Below are 15,027 nucleotides of genomic sequence, written 5' to 3'. Positions count from 1 at the left end.
GTCGGCGGTCGAGGAGGTCGCTCTGCGACCGTCACGAGACCCGGTGGGTCGAGCGCCTTCCTCAGCCGGTGAAGGGCTTGGCGTCGAGGATGACCACGCGGAGGGTCTTGCCGTTGGGCGCCTCGTAGCTCACAGTCTCCCCGCGCGGCTTGCCGTTGATCGCGGAGCCGAGCGGAGACTGGGGGGAGAAGACCTGGAGCCCCTCGGGCTCGATCTCGCGCGCGCCGAGCAGGAAGGTCTCGGCCTCGTCATCGTCGTCGCCCTCGAACTTGTACGTGACGACCATGCCCGGCTCGACGACACCGTCGTCCGGCGGCGTCTCGCCGACCTCGGCACGCTCCAGCATGTCCTCCAGTTGGCGGATCTTGCCCTCGAGCTTGCCTTGCTCCTCGCGCGCCGCGTGGTAGCCGCCGTTCTCCTTCAGGTCACCCTCGTCGCGCGCCGCGCTGATCCGGGCGATGATCTCCTGACGGACCGGACCCTTGAGCTCCTCGAGCTCGCTGCGGAGCTTGTCGTGGGCCTCCTGGGTCAGCCAGACGGTGCCCTGCTCGGTCGACTGCGACATGGCGGTCTCCTGATCTTTCTCGCTGCTGGTTCTCGATGTCACGGTGTCGCGGATGCGACGGGGTGGGGGTGTGCGTACGGCGATCCCGGCGTGGACGGGTGGTCCAGCGTCGTGCTCGACGTCGGCCGCGCGGTTCCGCACCTCATCGGCTGAGGTTCGGCACCCGGCTGGGCCCGGTAGGGGCGCAGACGCGGGTGGAGCCTGAAGATCTGCGGTCGGCCGAATGCACCACCTTAGCAACCGACCGCACGGTGCCGCAGTTCCTCGGCTGGCACGCGGCGGTGACCGGGTCAGCGGGGCCGCTGCTGCCCCTCGGTCGTGCACCCGATCAGGTCGACGGCGGTCGCGCGTTGCACGGTGGTGACCGACTGGGTGACCTGGTTGCGGGCGTCGGGCTGGGGCGCGAACACGAGCCGGCCCACCAGTGACTTGTCGACGGCCTGGGCGCGCAGCTCGCAGGTGGTGTCGGCCGGGTCGACGCCGTCGGCGAGGTCGACGGTGAAGGTCGCGACGATCTCGCGGTCGCTGACGATCTCGAAGCGCAGCTCGCCCGAGGCGATCTGGGGCCGCGCCTGCTCCCAGATGGTCCAGCCCAGCCACCCGCCGAACGCGACGACCACCGTGACTGCGGCGGTCAGGAGCGCGACGCGGCGCCATCGGGATGGGACGCCGTAGCGATCGGCCAGATCCGTGGGCGCGCCGGCGCCCGACGGCTCGTGCGGGGCGGTCGGGTCGGGGGGAGGCACCACGCAATTCTAGGATCGTCGTATGTCCGTTGAGTCTCCGGCTCCGTCGGCCTCCGCCACGACCGCAGCTTCCCGTGTCGGCCTCCGGCTGATGCACGTCCATGCCCACCCCGACGACGAGTCGAGCAAGGGTGCCGCGTCGACGGCGATGTACGTCGCCGAAGGCGTGGACGTCCACGTCGTCACCTGCACCGGCGGTGAGCGTGGATCGGTTCTCAACCCCAAGATGGACCGCCCCGACGTCTGGGAGAACATCACCGAGATCCGGCGCCAGGAGATGGAGCGGGCACGCGACATCCTCGGCGTACGCCAGCACTGGCTCGGCTTCGTCGACTCCGGCTGGCCGGAGGGTGACCCCAAGCCGCCGCTGCCCGAGGGTTGCTTCGCGCTCGCCCCGCTCGAGGAGTCGACGGCCGCGTTGGTGCGCCTGATCCGCGAGCACCGGCCGCACGTACTGACCACCTACGACGAGCGGGGCGGGTATCCCCATCCCGACCACATCCGCTGCCACGAGGTGTCGGTGGCCGCGTTCGAGGCCGCGTCCGATCCGGCGCTGTACCCCGACGCCGGACCGGCGTGGCAGGTCAGCAAGCTCTACTACCACCACTCGTTCAACCGGGAGCGGATGCAGCGGCTGCACGACGCGATGGTCGCGCACGGGCTGGAATCGCCCTGGGAGGAGCGGCTCAAGGACTGGAAGCCCGAGCCGGAGTGGGATGCCCGGGTCACGACCAAGGTGCCCTGCTCGGACTACTTCGGCGTCCGAGACCAGGCTCTGTTGGCCCACGCCACCCAGATCGACCCGGACGGGTTCTGGTTCGCGGTGCCGCGGGAGATCCAGACCGAGGTCTGGCCCACCGAGGACTACGAGCTGGTGCGCAGCGTCGTCGATTCACCCATGCCGGAGAGTGACCTGTTCGCCGGCGTCGTGCCCGAGGCGGCCTCGTGATGGCGCCGTCTGCGACCATGGCAGGCATGTTGTGGCTGCTTGCGACCGATCCGTTGCCCGACGACGAGGACGTCGTCGCAGGATGGACCGCCTTCGGGCTGTTCGGACTCGGCGTGCTCGCGATCGTCATCCTGGGCTTCAGCCTGGTCACGCGGCTGCGCAATGTCGACCGTGCTGCGGAGGCCGGGCTCTACGACCCGAGCACCAAGCGCCCTGCCCGGCGCATGTCGGTGCCTGAGGAGCCAGAGGCACCGGGTGCCTCCGGTCCCGCCGGTAGCGCCTCGGCGGCTGACACGGAGTAGACACCGGGCCGCCGCTCGTTGAAGTAAGGCTAACCTCACTTCAGTGAGCGAACGTCCCGTCACCGTCGCCGGTCTCTATCGTCGCTCGATCCGCGCTCAGCGCGGCCGGCTTCTGCTGAGCCTCGGCCTGATCTCGCTGTGGAACGTCTGCGAGGCGCTGGTGCCGATGGCGATCGGCTGGGTGATCGACGACGCGGTCGCCACCGGAGATCTGACGGCGATGGCGTGGTGGTCGCTGGGCCTCTGCGGGCTCTTCGCGGTGTTGTCCTTCTCCTACCGCTTCGGCTCGCGCGTCGGTTACGCGGCGATGCAGTACGAGGCGCATCGCCTGCGAGGTGACGTCGTCCGGCGCGTGTCCGACCCCGGCGGCCAGGCCACGCCCAGGCTTCCTGGGGAGCTGGTGTCGCTCGCCACCTCCGATGCCGACGAGGCGGCCTCGGCGTTGCGCCTGGTTCCGTTCGTCGTCGCGGGGCTGGCGTCGGCCGCGCTGAGCGTCGTGTACCTGCTCACGCTGGACGTGCTGTTGGCGCTCGTCATCGTGGTGGGAGTGCCTGCCGTCCTGGCGGTCACGCGACTCCTCGCGCCGCGACTGGCGCGGCGTGCCGAGGAGCGTCAGGAGCGGATCGCCCGGGCCTCGGGCGTCGCTGCCGACCTCGTCACCGGTCTGCGCGTGCTCAAGGGCGTCGGCGGCGAGCGCGCCGCTCTGCGGCACTACACGGCGGCGAACCGCGCCGCGGCGGACGCTGGCGTGCAGGCCGCTCGCTCGGCCGCTCAGCTGTCGGGCTGCACCACCTTCGCGAGCGGGCTGCTGCTCGCCCTGGTGGCCGTGCTCGCCGGTCAGCGGGCGCTCGACGGCGAGCTGTCGATCGGTGAGTTCATCGCCGTCGTCGGGCTGACGCAGTTCCTGGCCGAACCGCTGCGGATGATCGGCGCCGTCGCCGTCGAGGTGGCCTCCTCCGTCGGTTCCGCGCGCCGGCTGGTGGCATGCTTCGGCGACGCCCCCGCCGTCCGGGGCGGGCGGATCGAGGAGTTCCCCCCGGGGCCCCTGGTCGTGCGCGACCTGCTGGAGGTGCACCCCGGAGAGCTCGTGGCCCTGGTTGTCGACGACCCCGCCGTCGGTGACGAGCTGGTCGACCGGCTCGCCGTCGCCCGTCCAGTCGAGGGCCGGATCAGCCTGGGAGGCGTCGACCTCGACGAGGCCACCCTCGACGCCGTTCGCGAGGCGGTCGTGGTGAGTCGACACCGGGTCGACGTCGCCGAGGGCACCCTGCGCTCGAACGTGGTGACCCATGCCGAGCCGGGGGAGGACGAGTGGGAGGCGGTGCTGGCCGCCTCGGCTCTGGAGGACGTCGTGGGGCTGGACGCTCGGGGCATCGATCGCCCGGTCGCGGCCGGGGGCACGACGCTCTCCGGTGGCCAGCGGCAGCGGCTGGCCCTCGCCCGCGCCGTGGCCGCCCGGCCCCGCGTGCTCGTGCTCCACGACCCGACCACGGCCGTGGACGCCGTCACCGAGCAGCGCATCGCCGCCGGCCTGCGCGCCGCGCTCCCGACGTCGGGTGCGGTGCTGGTGCTCACCTCGAGCCCGGCGCTGCTCGCGGCCGCGGATCGCGTCGTCCACCTGCGGGCCGACGGCGAGCGGCGTACCGGTTCGCACGTCGACCTCCTCCGCGAGGACGGCTATCAGCAGGCGGTGCTGCGATGAGTGCGATGACACCCGAGCACCGGCTCCCGATCGCTACCGCGCGTGCCTCCGCACGGCACGTCGCCGGGCTCCTGCGCCGGCGCCGCGCTGCCGTGGCGGGTGTGGTCGCGCTGTACCTCGCGGCTTCTGCAGCCGGGCTCGTCGCGCCGTGGATGCTGGGCCGGATGGTCGACGCGATCATCGCCGGCGAGGACGACCTCTGGCGCTCCTTCGCGATCCTCGCGGGAGCCGCAGCGCTGGGCGCGGTGCTGGCCGTCGTCGCCGTCGACCGGCTGGCGCGGTTGACCGAGCCGACCCTGGCCGAACTGCGCGAGCAGGTGGTCGGACGGGCCCTCTCGCTGGAGTACCGGCGGCTCGAGGCCAGCGGTACCGGCGACCTACTCAGCCGCGTCGGGGACGACGCTCGGCTCGTCGCCACGAACACCTCCACGATCGTGCCGGAGGTGCTCACGTCGGTGACCACCGTGCTGCTCACCCTGGTCGGGCTGCTGGCGCTGGACTGGCGCCTCGCGCTCGCCGGCCTGCTCGCCGTCCCCTCCTACCTGCTCGGCCTGCGGTGGTACCTCCCGCGTTCTGGACCGATCTATGCCGCCGAGCGTGCCGCGATGGGGAATCGGGCGCAGGCACTGCTGGGCGTGGTGCAGGGGCTCCCGACGTTGCGGGCCTTCCGCACCGAGGCTCCGGCCGTGGCCGAGGTGGAGCGTCGCTCCCAGCAGACCGTGGACCTCTCCATCAGTGTCTTCCGGCTCTTCGGGCGCTTCGCCTCCCGTGCCAACCGCTCCGAGTTGATCGGGCTCCTCGCGCTGTTGGCGGTCGGCTTCTGGCTGGTGGACGGGGGCGCCGTCACCGTCGGTGCCGTGACCACGGCGGCCCTGTTCTTCCACCGGCTCTTCAACCCGCTCGGTGCCCTCATGTTCCTCTTCGACGAGCTCCAGTCGACGTTCGCCTCCCTCACCAGGATGGTCGGCGTCGCGGGCATGCCCGTCGCCGTGGCTGGCACCGGTCGGCCCCAGGGCGACGCCGTACGTGTACGCGGCCTGCGGCACGCCTACGTCGAGGGTCACGACGCCGTGGACGGCCTCGATCTCGACGTCCACCCAGGACACCGGGTGGCCCTGGTCGGTGCCAGCGGTGCCGGCAAGTCGACCGTCGCCGCCGTGATCGCCGGGACCCTGCCGCCGTCGGGCGGGGACGTGGAACTCGGCGGCGTCGCGCTCTACGACGTCGCCGAGGAGGAGCTGCGTCGCCGGGTGTGCCTGGTCAGCCAGGAGGTACACGTCTTCGCCGGCACCGTGCGGGAGAACCTGCTCCTCGTGTCCGAGTCACCCGAGCACGCCCACCCCGAGACCGCGGTGCGCGTGGACGAGGCACTGACGGCGGTCGGCGCGGGCTGGGTCGCGGACCTGCCGGACGGTCTGGACACCGTGGTCGGCGACGGCGCTCTCCACCTGACGACCGCCCAGGCGCAGCATCTCGCGCTCGCCCGGGTGCTGCTCGCGGATCCGGCACTCGTCGTCCTGGACGAGGCGACGGCGGAGGCCGGATCGGCCGGCGCACGCGACCTCGACCGCGCTGCGGCGGAGGTCGTCGGCGGGCGTGGTGCCGTCATCGTGGCGCACCGGCTCACCCAGGCGCGTGGCGCGGACGAGATCATCGTGCTCGACCAGGGTCGCGCCGTGGAGCGCGGCACCCATGACGAGCTGGTCGCGGCCGGTGGCACCTACGCCACGCTGTGGCGCGCCTGGTCGGGCGAGTAGACCGCCACCGACCGGCTGAGGGGTCGGCTGACGTCGGTGTGGACGTCGTCAGCGCACCGGTGTGGCGAAGAAGTCGGCATAGCGACCGGAGAAGCCGCCGGTGATCGCCGGATCGAGGTGGAGGTCGTCCAGGTAGGCCGGATGACCCTGGAACGTCGCGCTGCATGTGTCGTCGTCGCAGAGGAAGTCGGTGGTGTCGATCAACCCCGAGCGAGGGATCCGCGCGAGTTGGCGGCTCACCCACGCGCGGGTGGCCGCCTCGTCGTGGATCGCCGTCGAGCGCGGGAGGTCGCAGGCGTAGGGCGCGTCGCCGTCGGTGCACGCCGGCGCGTCGTCGGGCACCCACGGCATCTGCGCCAGCGCCGCCGTCGGCACGTTCCACCGTGCCAAGGTGCCGAACGCGTTCGCCGTGCCGGCCTCGTAGAGGCGCGAGCGCTCCAGGAGGAACGACTCGTTCTGGGTCTCCGGCTCCCACCCGTTCGCCGCGCGGTCGAGCAGGTCGCGGTAGAAGCCCCAGAAGGCGCCGATCAGCACCTTCACGCGTTGCTTCCGCTTGCGCTTGTCGGCGATGAACTTCAGCGCGAGCGCGGAGTTGCGGGCACACGGTCCGTCGACGGAGCCGTCGAGGATGCGCGCGGGCGGACACGCGCCCATCACGAACGCGACCAGGTTGGTGCGCGTGCGCTCGGCCTGCGCCTTCATCGCGGGCAGCTGCTGCCAGGCGTGGGAGTCGCCCCACACCACGACCGTCGGGCGACCCTTGCCGAAGCCGGTGACCCGGCACGTCGTCGGCGCGGTGGGCATCCCGCCGTCGGTGGCGCATTCGGGCGGGAGCACCTCCACCCGCGCCACCGGCATCTGGGGGTCGACCTCCTGCCACACCGCTCGGGCAGGGAGGAACTGGAGCATCGTCGCGACGAGTGCGGCCGAGACCGCAGCGACGAGGAGTGATCCGAGACTCGCACGCATACCCACGAAGGTAGGGGGCCCGAGTACCTGACGTCATATCCATCGGGTGAACAACGGGAAGACGGGTGCCACACACCGCTGACCGAGCGATCGGCATGATGGAGCCATGAGCGCTGACCACGGCACCGACCCCGGCACCGACCTCACCGCGGACGCCGCACCGACGTCGGCGACCCCTCAGTCGAACGCGGCCCGGGTGCGGGAGATCAACGAGTCGATCCGGTACACGATGTGGTCGGTCTTCCGTCTCGACCGGCCACTCGGCGGGTCTGTCGAGGGTGTCGGTGCCGCGGACCGAGCTGCGGAGGCTGCCGAGGTCGAGGCGCTCTTCGCCGAGCTCGCGGCGGCGGACGTCGTCGTCCGAGGGTGTTACGACGTCAGCGGTCTGCGCGCTGACGCCGATCTGATGATCTGGGTCCACGCCGAGACCTCCGAAGAGCTCCAGGCCGCCTACCACCGATTCCGTCGGACGGCGTTCGGTCGCCGGTTCGCCCCGGTGTGGTCGCAGATGGCACTGCACCGCCCGGCCGAGTTCAACAAGAGCCACGTGCCGGCGTTCCTCAACGACGAGGAGCCGAAGAAGCACGTCTGCGTCTATCCGTTCGTGCGCTCCTACGAGTGGTACCTCCTCGAGGACGGCGAGCGCCGTCGGATGCTCGCCGAGCACGGCAGGATGGCCCGCGACTACGTCGACGTCCGCGCCAACACGGTGGCGTCCTTCGCGCTGGGCGACTACGAGTGGATGCTGGCCTTCGAGGCCGACGAGCTCTACCGCATCGTCGACCTGATGCGTCATCTGCGCGCCTCCGACGCTCGCCGCCACGTGCGCGAGGAGGTGCCCTTCTACACCGGCGCCCTGGTCTCCGTCGCCGACCTCGTCGACCGTCTGCCGTAGCGCCGGCCCTCCTGCCCCGCCTTCCCGCCCGCCGGGGGAGCGGTGAGTTACTGAGGAAATCCCCGGCCGGGGCCGGGGTGGCGGTGAGTTGCTGAGGAAAAGGTCCGGGTGAAGTCTCTGCAGCTCACCGCCACACCGGCGGCCGTCGAGGAAAGCCTCCGTAGGTCACCGCCCACCGCGGCGGAACCCGACGGCGAGCCGGTGCGTCCTAGGGACATGAACCTGACGCGCCCGCACCGCCGTATCGCGACCGCGCTGCTTCTCGGCTGTCTCGCAATGACCGCGACGGCGTGCAGCGGCGAAGACGTCGACACCGTTGCCCTCGACCCTGCGGGTTCGGCGAACGCGGACCCCCAGCCGCCCGACGGCGTGCCCGCCGCGCCGGGCACCGTGCGCTCGCGCAACCTGGCCACGGTGATGGACACCGGCACGCCGGAGCTCTGCCTGGGCGCGATCGCGGAGTCGTATCCGCCCCAGTGCGGCGGGCCCGAGATCACGAACTGGGACTGGAAGCGTGATGGTCAGCAGATGTTCGACCGTCAGGGCGAGATCCGCTGGGGCACCTACGCCGTCACCGGCACGTGGGACGGCGAGGCGTTCACCGTCACCGAGACGATCCCCGGCCCGTTGTACGACCCGATGATGGTCGACCCGCCGTCTCTGCCGGAGCCCACGGTCGACTACAGCCGCGCCGAGCTCCGGGCCATGGCCGACGACCTCGGATCGACACTCCCGGGTGCGCAGGGCGGTTACGCCGACGAGGAGGGCCACGTGCTGGTCGACGTCGTCTACGACGACGGCAGCATCCAGGCCTATGTCGATGAGAAGTACGGCGACGGCGTCGTCGTGGTGACCGGGGCGCTGGTCGACGCATGAGTCGCCGGGCGCGCCGCGCGCCGCTCGCGATGGCCACCGGGGCGGTGCTGGTCTTGGTCGTCGTCGGGTGCGGTGAGGAGACCGAGGTGCCGCGTGACGGGTCGCGTCCAGACGCCGGCCGTGTCGACGGCGACGCAACGGTCACCACGCGGGGGCCCGTGACCGTGATCGACGGCGGCGATGGGGCTCAGCTCTGCCTGGGAGGCGTCGCGACCTCGTTGCCTCCGCAGTGCGGTGGCCCGCGCCTGATCGGCTGGGACTGGGCCGAGCACGCCGGCGACTTCGAGGAGGCCGCGGCGACGCGGTGGGGCGTGTTCGTGGTGACCGGCCGCTACGACGGGGCCGCCGCCACCTTCACGCCGTCGGAGGTGGTGTCGGCCGCCGACTGGACGGAGCCGAACCCCGTGGACGACGACCCCGTGTGGTCGACGCCTTGTGCCGAGCCCGACGGCGGGTGGGCGCCGCTCGACGTCGCGACGACGACCGATGCCACGCAGGACCGAGCCGGCGCGATCGCACGGAAGCTGCCGGGCTTCGCGGGCCTCTGGGTCGACCAGTCCATCAACCCGGCTGCGGCCGAGATCGAGGCGGGCGGCAGCGGCGAGGACGTCGAGATGGCGATGAACGACCCGCGGCTCCTCGTGCTGAACGTCGCCGTCACCCAGGACGTGGACGGTGCCGAACGGGCGTTGCGCGAGGTATGGGGCGGGGCGCTCTGCGTCAGCCAGGCGCGTCATACCGAGAGCGACCTGCGACGCATCCAGGACGCCGTCATGGAGACCGACGGCTTCCTGTCGTCGAGCAGCGGCCGGGACAGAGTCGAGTTGGGCGTCGTCTTCGACGACGGCACCCTTCAGGCCGCGATGGACGAGCGCTACGGCGACGGCGTGGTCGTCGTCGAGCCGGCCCTTCAGCCTGTCTCCGGTTGAGCAGCTCGCTCGAAGGACGTCGGGCGGTAGCGGCCGTCAGTCCTGCTGGGACGGCTCGAGGGTCAGGCTGATCGAGTTGATGCAGTACCGGTCACCGGTCGGGGTGCCGTAGCCGTCGGGGAAGACGTGCCCCAGATGCGAGCCGCAGTTGGCGCACCGCACCTCCACCCGCTTCATGCCGTGGGTGTTGTCCTCGAGGTACTCGATGGTGTCGGTGATGGGCTGGTAGAAGCTCGGCCACCCGCAGCCCGAGTGGAACTTGGTGTCGGACTCGAACAGCTTCGCCTGGCATGCCTTGCACCGGTAGACGCCCGTCGTCTCGGTGTCGGTGTACTCGCCGGTGAACGCGCGCTCGGTGCCCGCCTGGCGTAGCACCTGGTACTCCGCCGGCGTGAGCTCCTCACGCCACTCGGCGTCGCTCTTCTCCACCTGGTAACCCATGTGTCCAGCCTACGCAGCCGCGCCAGCGCGAGCCGACGGTGCGCATCACCCCCCGTCGGAGCCGTCAGCGACGCACGCGCAGGTTGACCTGGTCGCCGGTGTAGCCGGCCTTGCGCGCGGTGGCGGTGATGACCCGTGGACGCGGTGCCGACAGCCGCATCGAGCAGGTGCCGGCCGCGGACGTCGTGCAGTTCCGGCCGCCGGCGCTCACGCGGGCTCCCGCCAGGGCCGCACCCGCGTCGGTCACGGTGAACGTGACGCGCTGGCGCCCCGACCCGCGCCACGACGTGGGGGTCGCCCGGAGCGAGAGCCCGGCCAGCACCTCCTGGTGCAGCAGCTGGCGGCCGTTCGTCGCAATGACGTCCGCGTTGGGGCGGTTGCCGGTGCCGTCGATGAGGACGCCCCACGTGGAGTCGGCTCCGGCGACCTTGAGGGTGCCGAGCCCGCGCGCGGGGCCGAAGGCGGTCACGCCCGGGTTGCTGCGGGCGGCGCGCACGGTGTGGCGCGAGACCCACGCGACCCACAACCGACCGGCACGGTCGACGGAGAGGTCGGCGTAGCGGGCTTCCTCGCTGGCAGGCACCCGGACGACGCGGCTGCTGCCCACCTTCCAGATCCCCACGTAGCGGCGCGTCGGGTAGCCGACCGGGTAGGCCAGGTAGACGCTGCCGTCGGCCTTCGCGACGAGCGGCGGACTTCCACTGAGCGGGCTGTTGGCCAGGCCGCTGTCGGAGTTCACCGAGGACTGCGGTGCCTTGAGGATCGGCCCGAGGGTCGGGGAGATCTGGCGGACGAAGTTGCCGATGCTGTCGGCCGTGCGGCCGTTCGCCATCCAGGACATCCACACCTGGTCGGTACCGGGCACACGGGCGAGTTCGGTGTCGTAGGCACAGCACGTGGCGGTGTCGAACGACGGCGAGGCCACCGGCGCCTCGGGGTCGTAGGAGCCGTTGCGGTAGAGGACCCTGGCGTTGAGCGCGCCGGAGACGTAGGTCGATCCGTCGGGCATGTCGGTCGCACCCATCCCGTAGCCGGTGCCGATCGACGCCTCGCCGATGGTGCCCGGCAGCAGCGACCAGGTCGCGCCGCCGTCGGTGGAGTCGATCTGGAACGCCTGGCCGCCGCCGTAGGGGTCCGTGCGATCGGTCGTGCGCTGACCGCCGAAGGCGATCCGCAGGCCCGTCGTCGTGGGCACGATCCGCGGATCCTTAGCGATCGTGTCCCAGTCGGACAGCACGACGTTGTTGCGCAGCACGCGTCCGTCGTCACCGACGGCGGAGTGCCACAGCGAGTAGGAGCTGGCCCCGTCCTTGCGGACGTAGACCACGTGCAGCACGTCGTCGGCGGTGCGATATGCCGAGGGCCGCATGATGATGCCGAGGTCGGCCGCGGCGCCGCTGACCGACGTCCAGCGTCCGGCGGGCCCGGCGTCGGCCGGGGTGGCGGTCAGCGTGATCGGCAGGAGGGCAGCCAGGCAGGCCGCAGACACCAGGAGACGTCGCATGGGCTCAGGCTAGGGACGGCCGGACTCCCGCGCGTCAGGGTCGGCACCCTGATGTTTGGCGCGCCGTTCGCCGATCGCCGACGTGTCCCGGTCGGGCGGAGCCTCGCGGCGTTAGCGTGGACGACATGGCGAAGGCGGCGGCAGCGATGGTGACCGTGGGCGACCGCGAGGTGCGGGTCTCGAGTCCCGACCGGGTGATCTACGAGGCCACCGACCGCACTCCGGAGGTCAGCAAGCTGATGGTCTGCGAGTACGTCGCCGCCGTCGGGGAGACCATGATGCGCTCGATCGGCGAACGCCCGACGGCGATGGAGCGCTGGCCCGACGGCTACCGCGAGGGGATGCGGCTCTCAACCGGCTACGGGGACGACGGCGACGGGTTTTATCAGAAGCGGTTGCCCAAGGGGGCGCCCGACTTCATCGAGACCGTGGCCATCACCTTCCCCAGCGGCCGGACGGCGTCCGAGCTCTGCCCGCACGAGCCGGCCGCCCTGGTCTGGGCCGCGCAGATGGGCACCCTGACCTTCCACCCCTGGCCGGTGCGCCGGCCCGACGTCGACCACCCCGACGAGCTGCGCATCGACCTCGACCCGCAGCCGGGCACCGACTTCTCCGACGTCCTGCGGGTCGCCGACGTCGCGCGTCAGACTCTCGCCGATCTGGGGCTGCGCGGCTTCCCGAAGACCAGCGGCAACCGGGGCGTGCACATCTACGTGCGGATCGAGCCCCGGTGGTCGTTCGAAGACGTGCGGCACGCGGCGATCGGCTTCGGCCGCGAACTGGAGCGCCGCGACGACGGCGTCACGACCGCCTGGTGGAAGGAGGAGCGCGGAGCCCGCGTCTTCGTCGACTACAACCAGAACAACCGCGACCGCACGATCGCCTCGGCCTACTCGCTGCGGGCCAAGAAGGGGGCGCCGGTCTCCACTCCGCTGACCTGGGAGCGGCTGAGCCAGGTGGAGGACCCGGCCGAGTTCAATCTCGTCACCGTTCCCGAGTTCCTGGCCGCCGACGGCGACCCGTGGGCAGAGATGGACGACGTCTCCTTCTCGCTCGAGCCGCTGCTGGAACTGTGGGAGACGCTTCCCGGTGGGGAGCTCAACTTCCCGCCGGACTATCCGAAGATGCCGGGCGAGCCGCCGCGGGTGCAGCCGAGCAAGAAGGTCGCCGAGCACTGGGACGAGGACGGCAACCGCGTCGAGTCCTGAGTCCGCGGCGAACCGATCGCGCGAGTCGGTGGGTTCGGTCGGAGCGAGGCACGGACGCCGAGGGGGAGCGGGGTCGGCTAGCCTCACACGCGTGACGAAGGTGCTGATCGTGACCGGCTCCGGACGCAGCGGCACCAGCAGCGTGGGTGGCACGCTGAAGCGGCTCGGCTTCCGCATCCCGCAGCCCGAGGTCGCCACGGACGAGAACAACCCGCGCGGCTACTACGAGCCGCTCTGGATCGCCGAGTTCCACAAGGAGTGGCTCAACTCGCTGCCGGTCCGCACCATCGACGCCCGCCCGCACGCCGGCGAGGTCGCGATGGCATCCCTGACCCCCGAGCGTCGCGCCGTCCTGCGCGAGTGGCTGGCCGAGGACGTCAAGAGTCACCCCGACAGCGACGTCGTCGTCATCAAGGAGACCCGGGCGTACTGGGTCTATCCGATGTGGCGCGACGTCGCCGACGACATCGGCGCCGAACTGATCAGCCTCACCATGCTGCGTCACCCGACCCAGGTGGTGCGATCGCGCGACACCGCCTACCTCTCGGCCGAGGACGACGCCCTGCGCCTCCAGCGCGAGACCGCCAACGTGGGCGCGTGGATGAACTCGGTCTTCGTCACCGAGCGCGCGACCCGCCACAACCCCCGCGCCTTCGTGCCCTACTACGACCTCCTCGGCGACTGGCGCGGCGCGATGACCCGCGCGTGCGGTCAGCTCGGTCTGCCGCTCGGCGATCTCACCGCCCCGCACCCCGTCGACGACTTCCTCACCAGCTCGCTCAACCGCTCCGCCGACGTCTGGGACGGGCTGGAGGTGCCGGCGGCGCTCCGGGACCTCGCCGATCAGACCTGGGCGGCCTCGCAGGCCCTGGTGACCACACCCGACGACCGCGCCGCGATGGCCGAGCTCGATCGACTCAGCGCCGCCTACGGCGACCTCTACCGCTGGTCGGCCGCTCTGGCCGGCGACGAGGCCACCTACCAGGTCTATGAGGAGCGTCGTCGTCTGCGCGCCCGGCTCGCGGTGAAGAACGAGCGGATCGAGAAGCTGCGCACCGATCTGGAGACGCGGATGACGCGCAAGAACGCCCGGCTCGCCCAGCTGCGAGCCGAGCTGCGGGAACTGCGCGCGCGGGACCGCTCGTGACGCGGCGGGTCCTGATCGTCGCCGGCGCAGGACGCAGCGGCACGAGCACGGCAGCCGGCTCTCTCGCGATGCTCGGGCTGCACGTGCCTCAGCCGGAGGTGCCGGCCGACGAAACCAACCCGCGGGGTTTCTACGAGTCGCAGTGGGTCGTGGACTTCCACAAGGAGCTGCTCAACCGCGATCCCGTGGTGCGCACCCTGGACGCCCGGCCGGAGGCGATCGAGCTCGCCGGACGACGTCTGGGCGCGGCTGATTCGACAGCGATCGAGACCTGGCTCGGCGACCAGCTCGCCGAGCATCCCCAGGTCGTGGTGAAGGACCCACGCGTGCTGTGGTTCCACGACCTGTGGCGGCAGGCCGCTCTCGCGGGCGGGGCCGAGGTGGTCTTCCTGACGATGCTGCGGCACCCGGTGGAGGTCGCCAAGTCGCGCGACACCCACTACACCCCGACCGATCGTGGCGAGAGCTTCCGACGTCAGCGGTGGACGACGAACATCGCCGGGTGGTGCAACGCGGCGTTCGTCACCGAGGAGGTGACGCGCCAGGACCGGCGGGCCTTCCTGCGCTACCCCGACCTGCTCGCCGACTGGCGCTCCGCGCTCGCCCCCGTGGTCGGTCATCTCGGGCTGGAGATAGGCGCCGATCTGACAGATGCGAGCGCCCACCATGCCGTGGACGACTTCATCGAGCCCACCTTGCGGCGCTCGGAGACCAGCTGGGACGACGTCGACGTGCCGGACACCCTGCGCGCGGTCGCCGAAGGGGTCTGGGAGCAGGTCAACGCCCTCGCGGACGATCCCGAGGACCGCGCCGCTGTCGCCGCCCTGGCCACGCTGCGCACCGATTACGGGCGCCTCCACGACCACGGCGTGGCGGTGGCACTCGACCACACCCAGACTCGCGAGGTACATGTGAGGCGTCGTACTCGTGAGAGGACCGCGGAGCAGTACCAGCAGCGGATCGCCGAGCTGGAGGCCGAGTTGGCGGCCGCATCGTCGCGCCGTGGGTGGTGGCGCCGCTGAGCTGCCTCGCTCCGA

15 protein-coding genes are annotated in these 15,027 nt (G+C 71.5%); 10 read left to right on the top strand and 5 right to left on the bottom strand.

Annotated elements, in window-relative coordinates:
- Nucleotides 1–61 precede the first annotated feature (61 nt).
- Together greA and KSO97_RS11360 are read right to left on the bottom strand one after the other, a co-directional pair.
- Nucleotides 62–565 (bottom strand): transcription elongation factor GreA, encoded by a 504-nt coding sequence (gene greA, locus KSO97_RS11365; RefSeq protein WP_232678941.1) that lies wholly within the window; start codon nucleotides 563–565, stop codon nucleotides 62–64.
- 290 nt (nucleotides 566–855) lie between these two features.
- Nucleotides 856–1,311 (bottom strand): DUF4307 domain-containing protein, encoded by a 456-nt coding sequence (locus KSO97_RS11360; protein WP_232678939.1) that lies wholly within the window; start codon nucleotides 1,309–1,311, stop codon nucleotides 856–858.
- Between the two features lie 22 nt (nucleotides 1,312–1,333).
- Between KSO97_RS11360 and mca the strand changes: the two genes are divergently transcribed.
- The 4 genes from mca to KSO97_RS11340 are packed head-to-tail and all read left to right on the top strand — an operon-like array spanning nucleotide 1,334 to nucleotide 6,021.
- The gene (mca, locus tag KSO97_RS11355) at nucleotides 1,334–2,260 is read left to right on the top strand and encodes a mycothiol conjugate amidase Mca (protein ID WP_232678937.1); all 927 of its coding nucleotides are present in this window, start codon (nucleotides 1,334–1,336) and stop codon (nucleotides 2,258–2,260) included.
- A 26-nt stretch (nucleotides 2,261–2,286) separates the two neighbouring features.
- Nucleotides 2,287–2,562 (top strand): hypothetical protein, encoded by a 276-nt coding sequence (locus KSO97_RS11350; RefSeq protein ID WP_232678936.1) that lies wholly within the window; start codon nucleotides 2,287–2,289, stop codon nucleotides 2,560–2,562.
- A 43-nt stretch (nucleotides 2,563–2,605) separates the two neighbouring features.
- Nucleotides 2,606–4,264 carry an ABC transporter ATP-binding protein gene (locus KSO97_RS11345; protein WP_232678934.1) on the top strand — a complete coding sequence of 553 codons (1,659 nt, stop codon included), beginning with the start codon at nucleotides 2,606–2,608 and terminating at the stop codon, nucleotides 4,262–4,264.
- Nucleotides 4,261–6,021 (top strand): ABC transporter ATP-binding protein, encoded by a 1,761-nt coding sequence (locus KSO97_RS11340; RefSeq protein WP_232678931.1) that lies wholly within the window; start codon nucleotides 4,261–4,263, stop codon nucleotides 6,019–6,021. The genes KSO97_RS11345 and KSO97_RS11340 overlap by 4 nt, the downstream gene beginning before the upstream one ends.
- A gap of 48 nt (nucleotides 6,022–6,069) precedes the next feature.
- Here the strand turns inward: KSO97_RS11340 and KSO97_RS11335 are convergent, their stop codons facing one another.
- A complete protein-coding gene (locus KSO97_RS11335; RefSeq protein ID WP_232678929.1) occupies nucleotides 6,070–6,990 on the bottom strand; it encodes an SGNH hydrolase domain-containing protein in 921 nt (306 codons plus the stop codon).
- A gap of 106 nt (nucleotides 6,991–7,096) precedes the next feature.
- On the opposite strand from KSO97_RS11335, the gene hemQ reads away from it, so the two are divergent.
- From hemQ to KSO97_RS11320, 3 genes are all read left to right on the top strand, one after another.
- Nucleotides 7,097–7,885 carry a hydrogen peroxide-dependent heme synthase gene (gene hemQ / locus KSO97_RS11330; RefSeq protein ID WP_374198505.1) on the top strand — a complete coding sequence of 263 codons (789 nt, stop codon included), beginning with the start codon at nucleotides 7,097–7,099 and terminating at the stop codon, nucleotides 7,883–7,885.
- Nucleotides 7,886–8,101: 216 nt separating this feature from the next.
- Nucleotides 8,102–8,761, top strand: coding sequence for a hypothetical protein (locus tag KSO97_RS11325; protein ID WP_232678927.1), 660 nt, complete (start codon nucleotides 8,102–8,104; stop codon nucleotides 8,759–8,761).
- Nucleotides 8,758–9,690, top strand: coding sequence for a hypothetical protein (locus KSO97_RS11320; protein ID WP_232678926.1), 933 nt, complete (start codon nucleotides 8,758–8,760; stop codon nucleotides 9,688–9,690). The genes KSO97_RS11325 and KSO97_RS11320 overlap by 4 nt, the downstream gene beginning before the upstream one ends.
- Before the next feature lie 36 nt (nucleotides 9,691–9,726).
- Here KSO97_RS11320 and msrB read toward each other — a convergent pair whose 3' ends face one another.
- A complete protein-coding gene (gene msrB, locus KSO97_RS11315) occupies nucleotides 9,727–10,131 on the bottom strand; it encodes a peptide-methionine (R)-S-oxide reductase MsrB (protein ID WP_232678924.1) in 405 nt (134 codons plus the stop codon).
- 64 nt (nucleotides 10,132–10,195) lie between these two features.
- Complete coding sequence (locus KSO97_RS11310) at nucleotides 10,196–11,635, bottom strand: hypothetical protein (protein ID WP_232678922.1); 1,440 nt, start codon at nucleotides 11,633–11,635, stop codon at nucleotides 10,196–10,198.
- Between the two features lie 125 nt (nucleotides 11,636–11,760).
- Here KSO97_RS11310 and KSO97_RS11305 point away from each other — a divergent pair, with 125 nt between their 5' ends.
- From KSO97_RS11305 to KSO97_RS11295, 3 genes are all read left to right on the top strand, one after another.
- Nucleotides 11,761–12,843: a DNA polymerase domain-containing protein gene (locus KSO97_RS11305; protein ID WP_232678920.1), complete on the top strand. Its 1,083-nt coding sequence runs from the start codon at nucleotides 11,761–11,763 to the stop codon at nucleotides 12,841–12,843.
- Between the two features lie 91 nt (nucleotides 12,844–12,934).
- The gene (locus KSO97_RS11300; protein ID WP_232678918.1) at nucleotides 12,935–13,990 is read left to right on the top strand and encodes a sulfotransferase family protein; all 1,056 of its coding nucleotides are present in this window, start codon (nucleotides 12,935–12,937) and stop codon (nucleotides 13,988–13,990) included.
- A complete protein-coding gene (locus KSO97_RS11295; protein ID WP_232678916.1) occupies nucleotides 13,987–15,012 on the top strand; it encodes a sulfotransferase family protein in 1,026 nt (341 codons plus the stop codon). The genes KSO97_RS11300 and KSO97_RS11295 overlap by 4 nt, the downstream gene beginning before the upstream one ends.
- Nucleotides 15,013–15,027 lie beyond the last annotated feature (15 nt).

This window comes from Nocardioides sp. R-C-SC26 (assembly GCF_021246465.1).
Lineage (GTDB): Bacteria > Actinomycetota > Actinomycetes > Propionibacteriales > Nocardioidaceae > Nocardioides.
The sequence above is the reverse complement of the archived record's forward strand: the minus strand, read 5'-3'. Positions and strand labels throughout refer to the sequence as shown.

Excerpts from the sequence above, each read along its gene's own strand:
- KSO97_RS11340 (WP_232678931.1), top strand. The coding sequence starts at position 4,261 with ATGAGTGCGATGACACCCGAGCACCGGCTCCCGATCGCTACCGCGCGT.
- msrB (WP_232678924.1), bottom strand. The coding sequence starts at position 10,131 with ATGGGTTACCAGGTGGAGAAGAGCGACGCCGAGTGGCGTGAGGAGCTC.
- KSO97_RS11310 (WP_232678922.1), bottom strand. The coding sequence starts at position 11,635 with ATGCGACGTCTCCTGGTGTCTGCGGCCTGCCTGGCTGCCCTCCTGCCG.
- KSO97_RS11350 (WP_232678936.1), top strand. The coding sequence starts at position 2,287 with ATGTTGTGGCTGCTTGCGACCGATCCGTTGCCCGACGACGAGGACGTC.
- greA (WP_232678941.1), bottom strand. The coding sequence starts at position 565 with ATGTCGCAGTCGACCGAGCAGGGCACCGTCTGGCTGACCCAGGAGGCC.
- KSO97_RS11325 (WP_232678927.1), top strand. The coding sequence starts at position 8,102 with ATGAACCTGACGCGCCCGCACCGCCGTATCGCGACCGCGCTGCTTCTC.
- KSO97_RS11305 (WP_232678920.1), top strand. The coding sequence starts at position 11,761 with ATGGCGAAGGCGGCGGCAGCGATGGTGACCGTGGGCGACCGCGAGGTG.
- KSO97_RS11335 (WP_232678929.1), bottom strand. The coding sequence starts at position 6,990 with ATGCGTGCGAGTCTCGGATCACTCCTCGTCGCTGCGGTCTCGGCCGCA.
- KSO97_RS11320 (WP_232678926.1), top strand. The coding sequence starts at position 8,758 with ATGAGTCGCCGGGCGCGCCGCGCGCCGCTCGCGATGGCCACCGGGGCG.
- mca (WP_232678937.1), top strand. The coding sequence starts at position 1,334 with ATGTCCGTTGAGTCTCCGGCTCCGTCGGCCTCCGCCACGACCGCAGCT.
- hemQ (WP_374198505.1), top strand. The coding sequence starts at position 7,097 with ATGAGCGCTGACCACGGCACCGACCCCGGCACCGACCTCACCGCGGAC.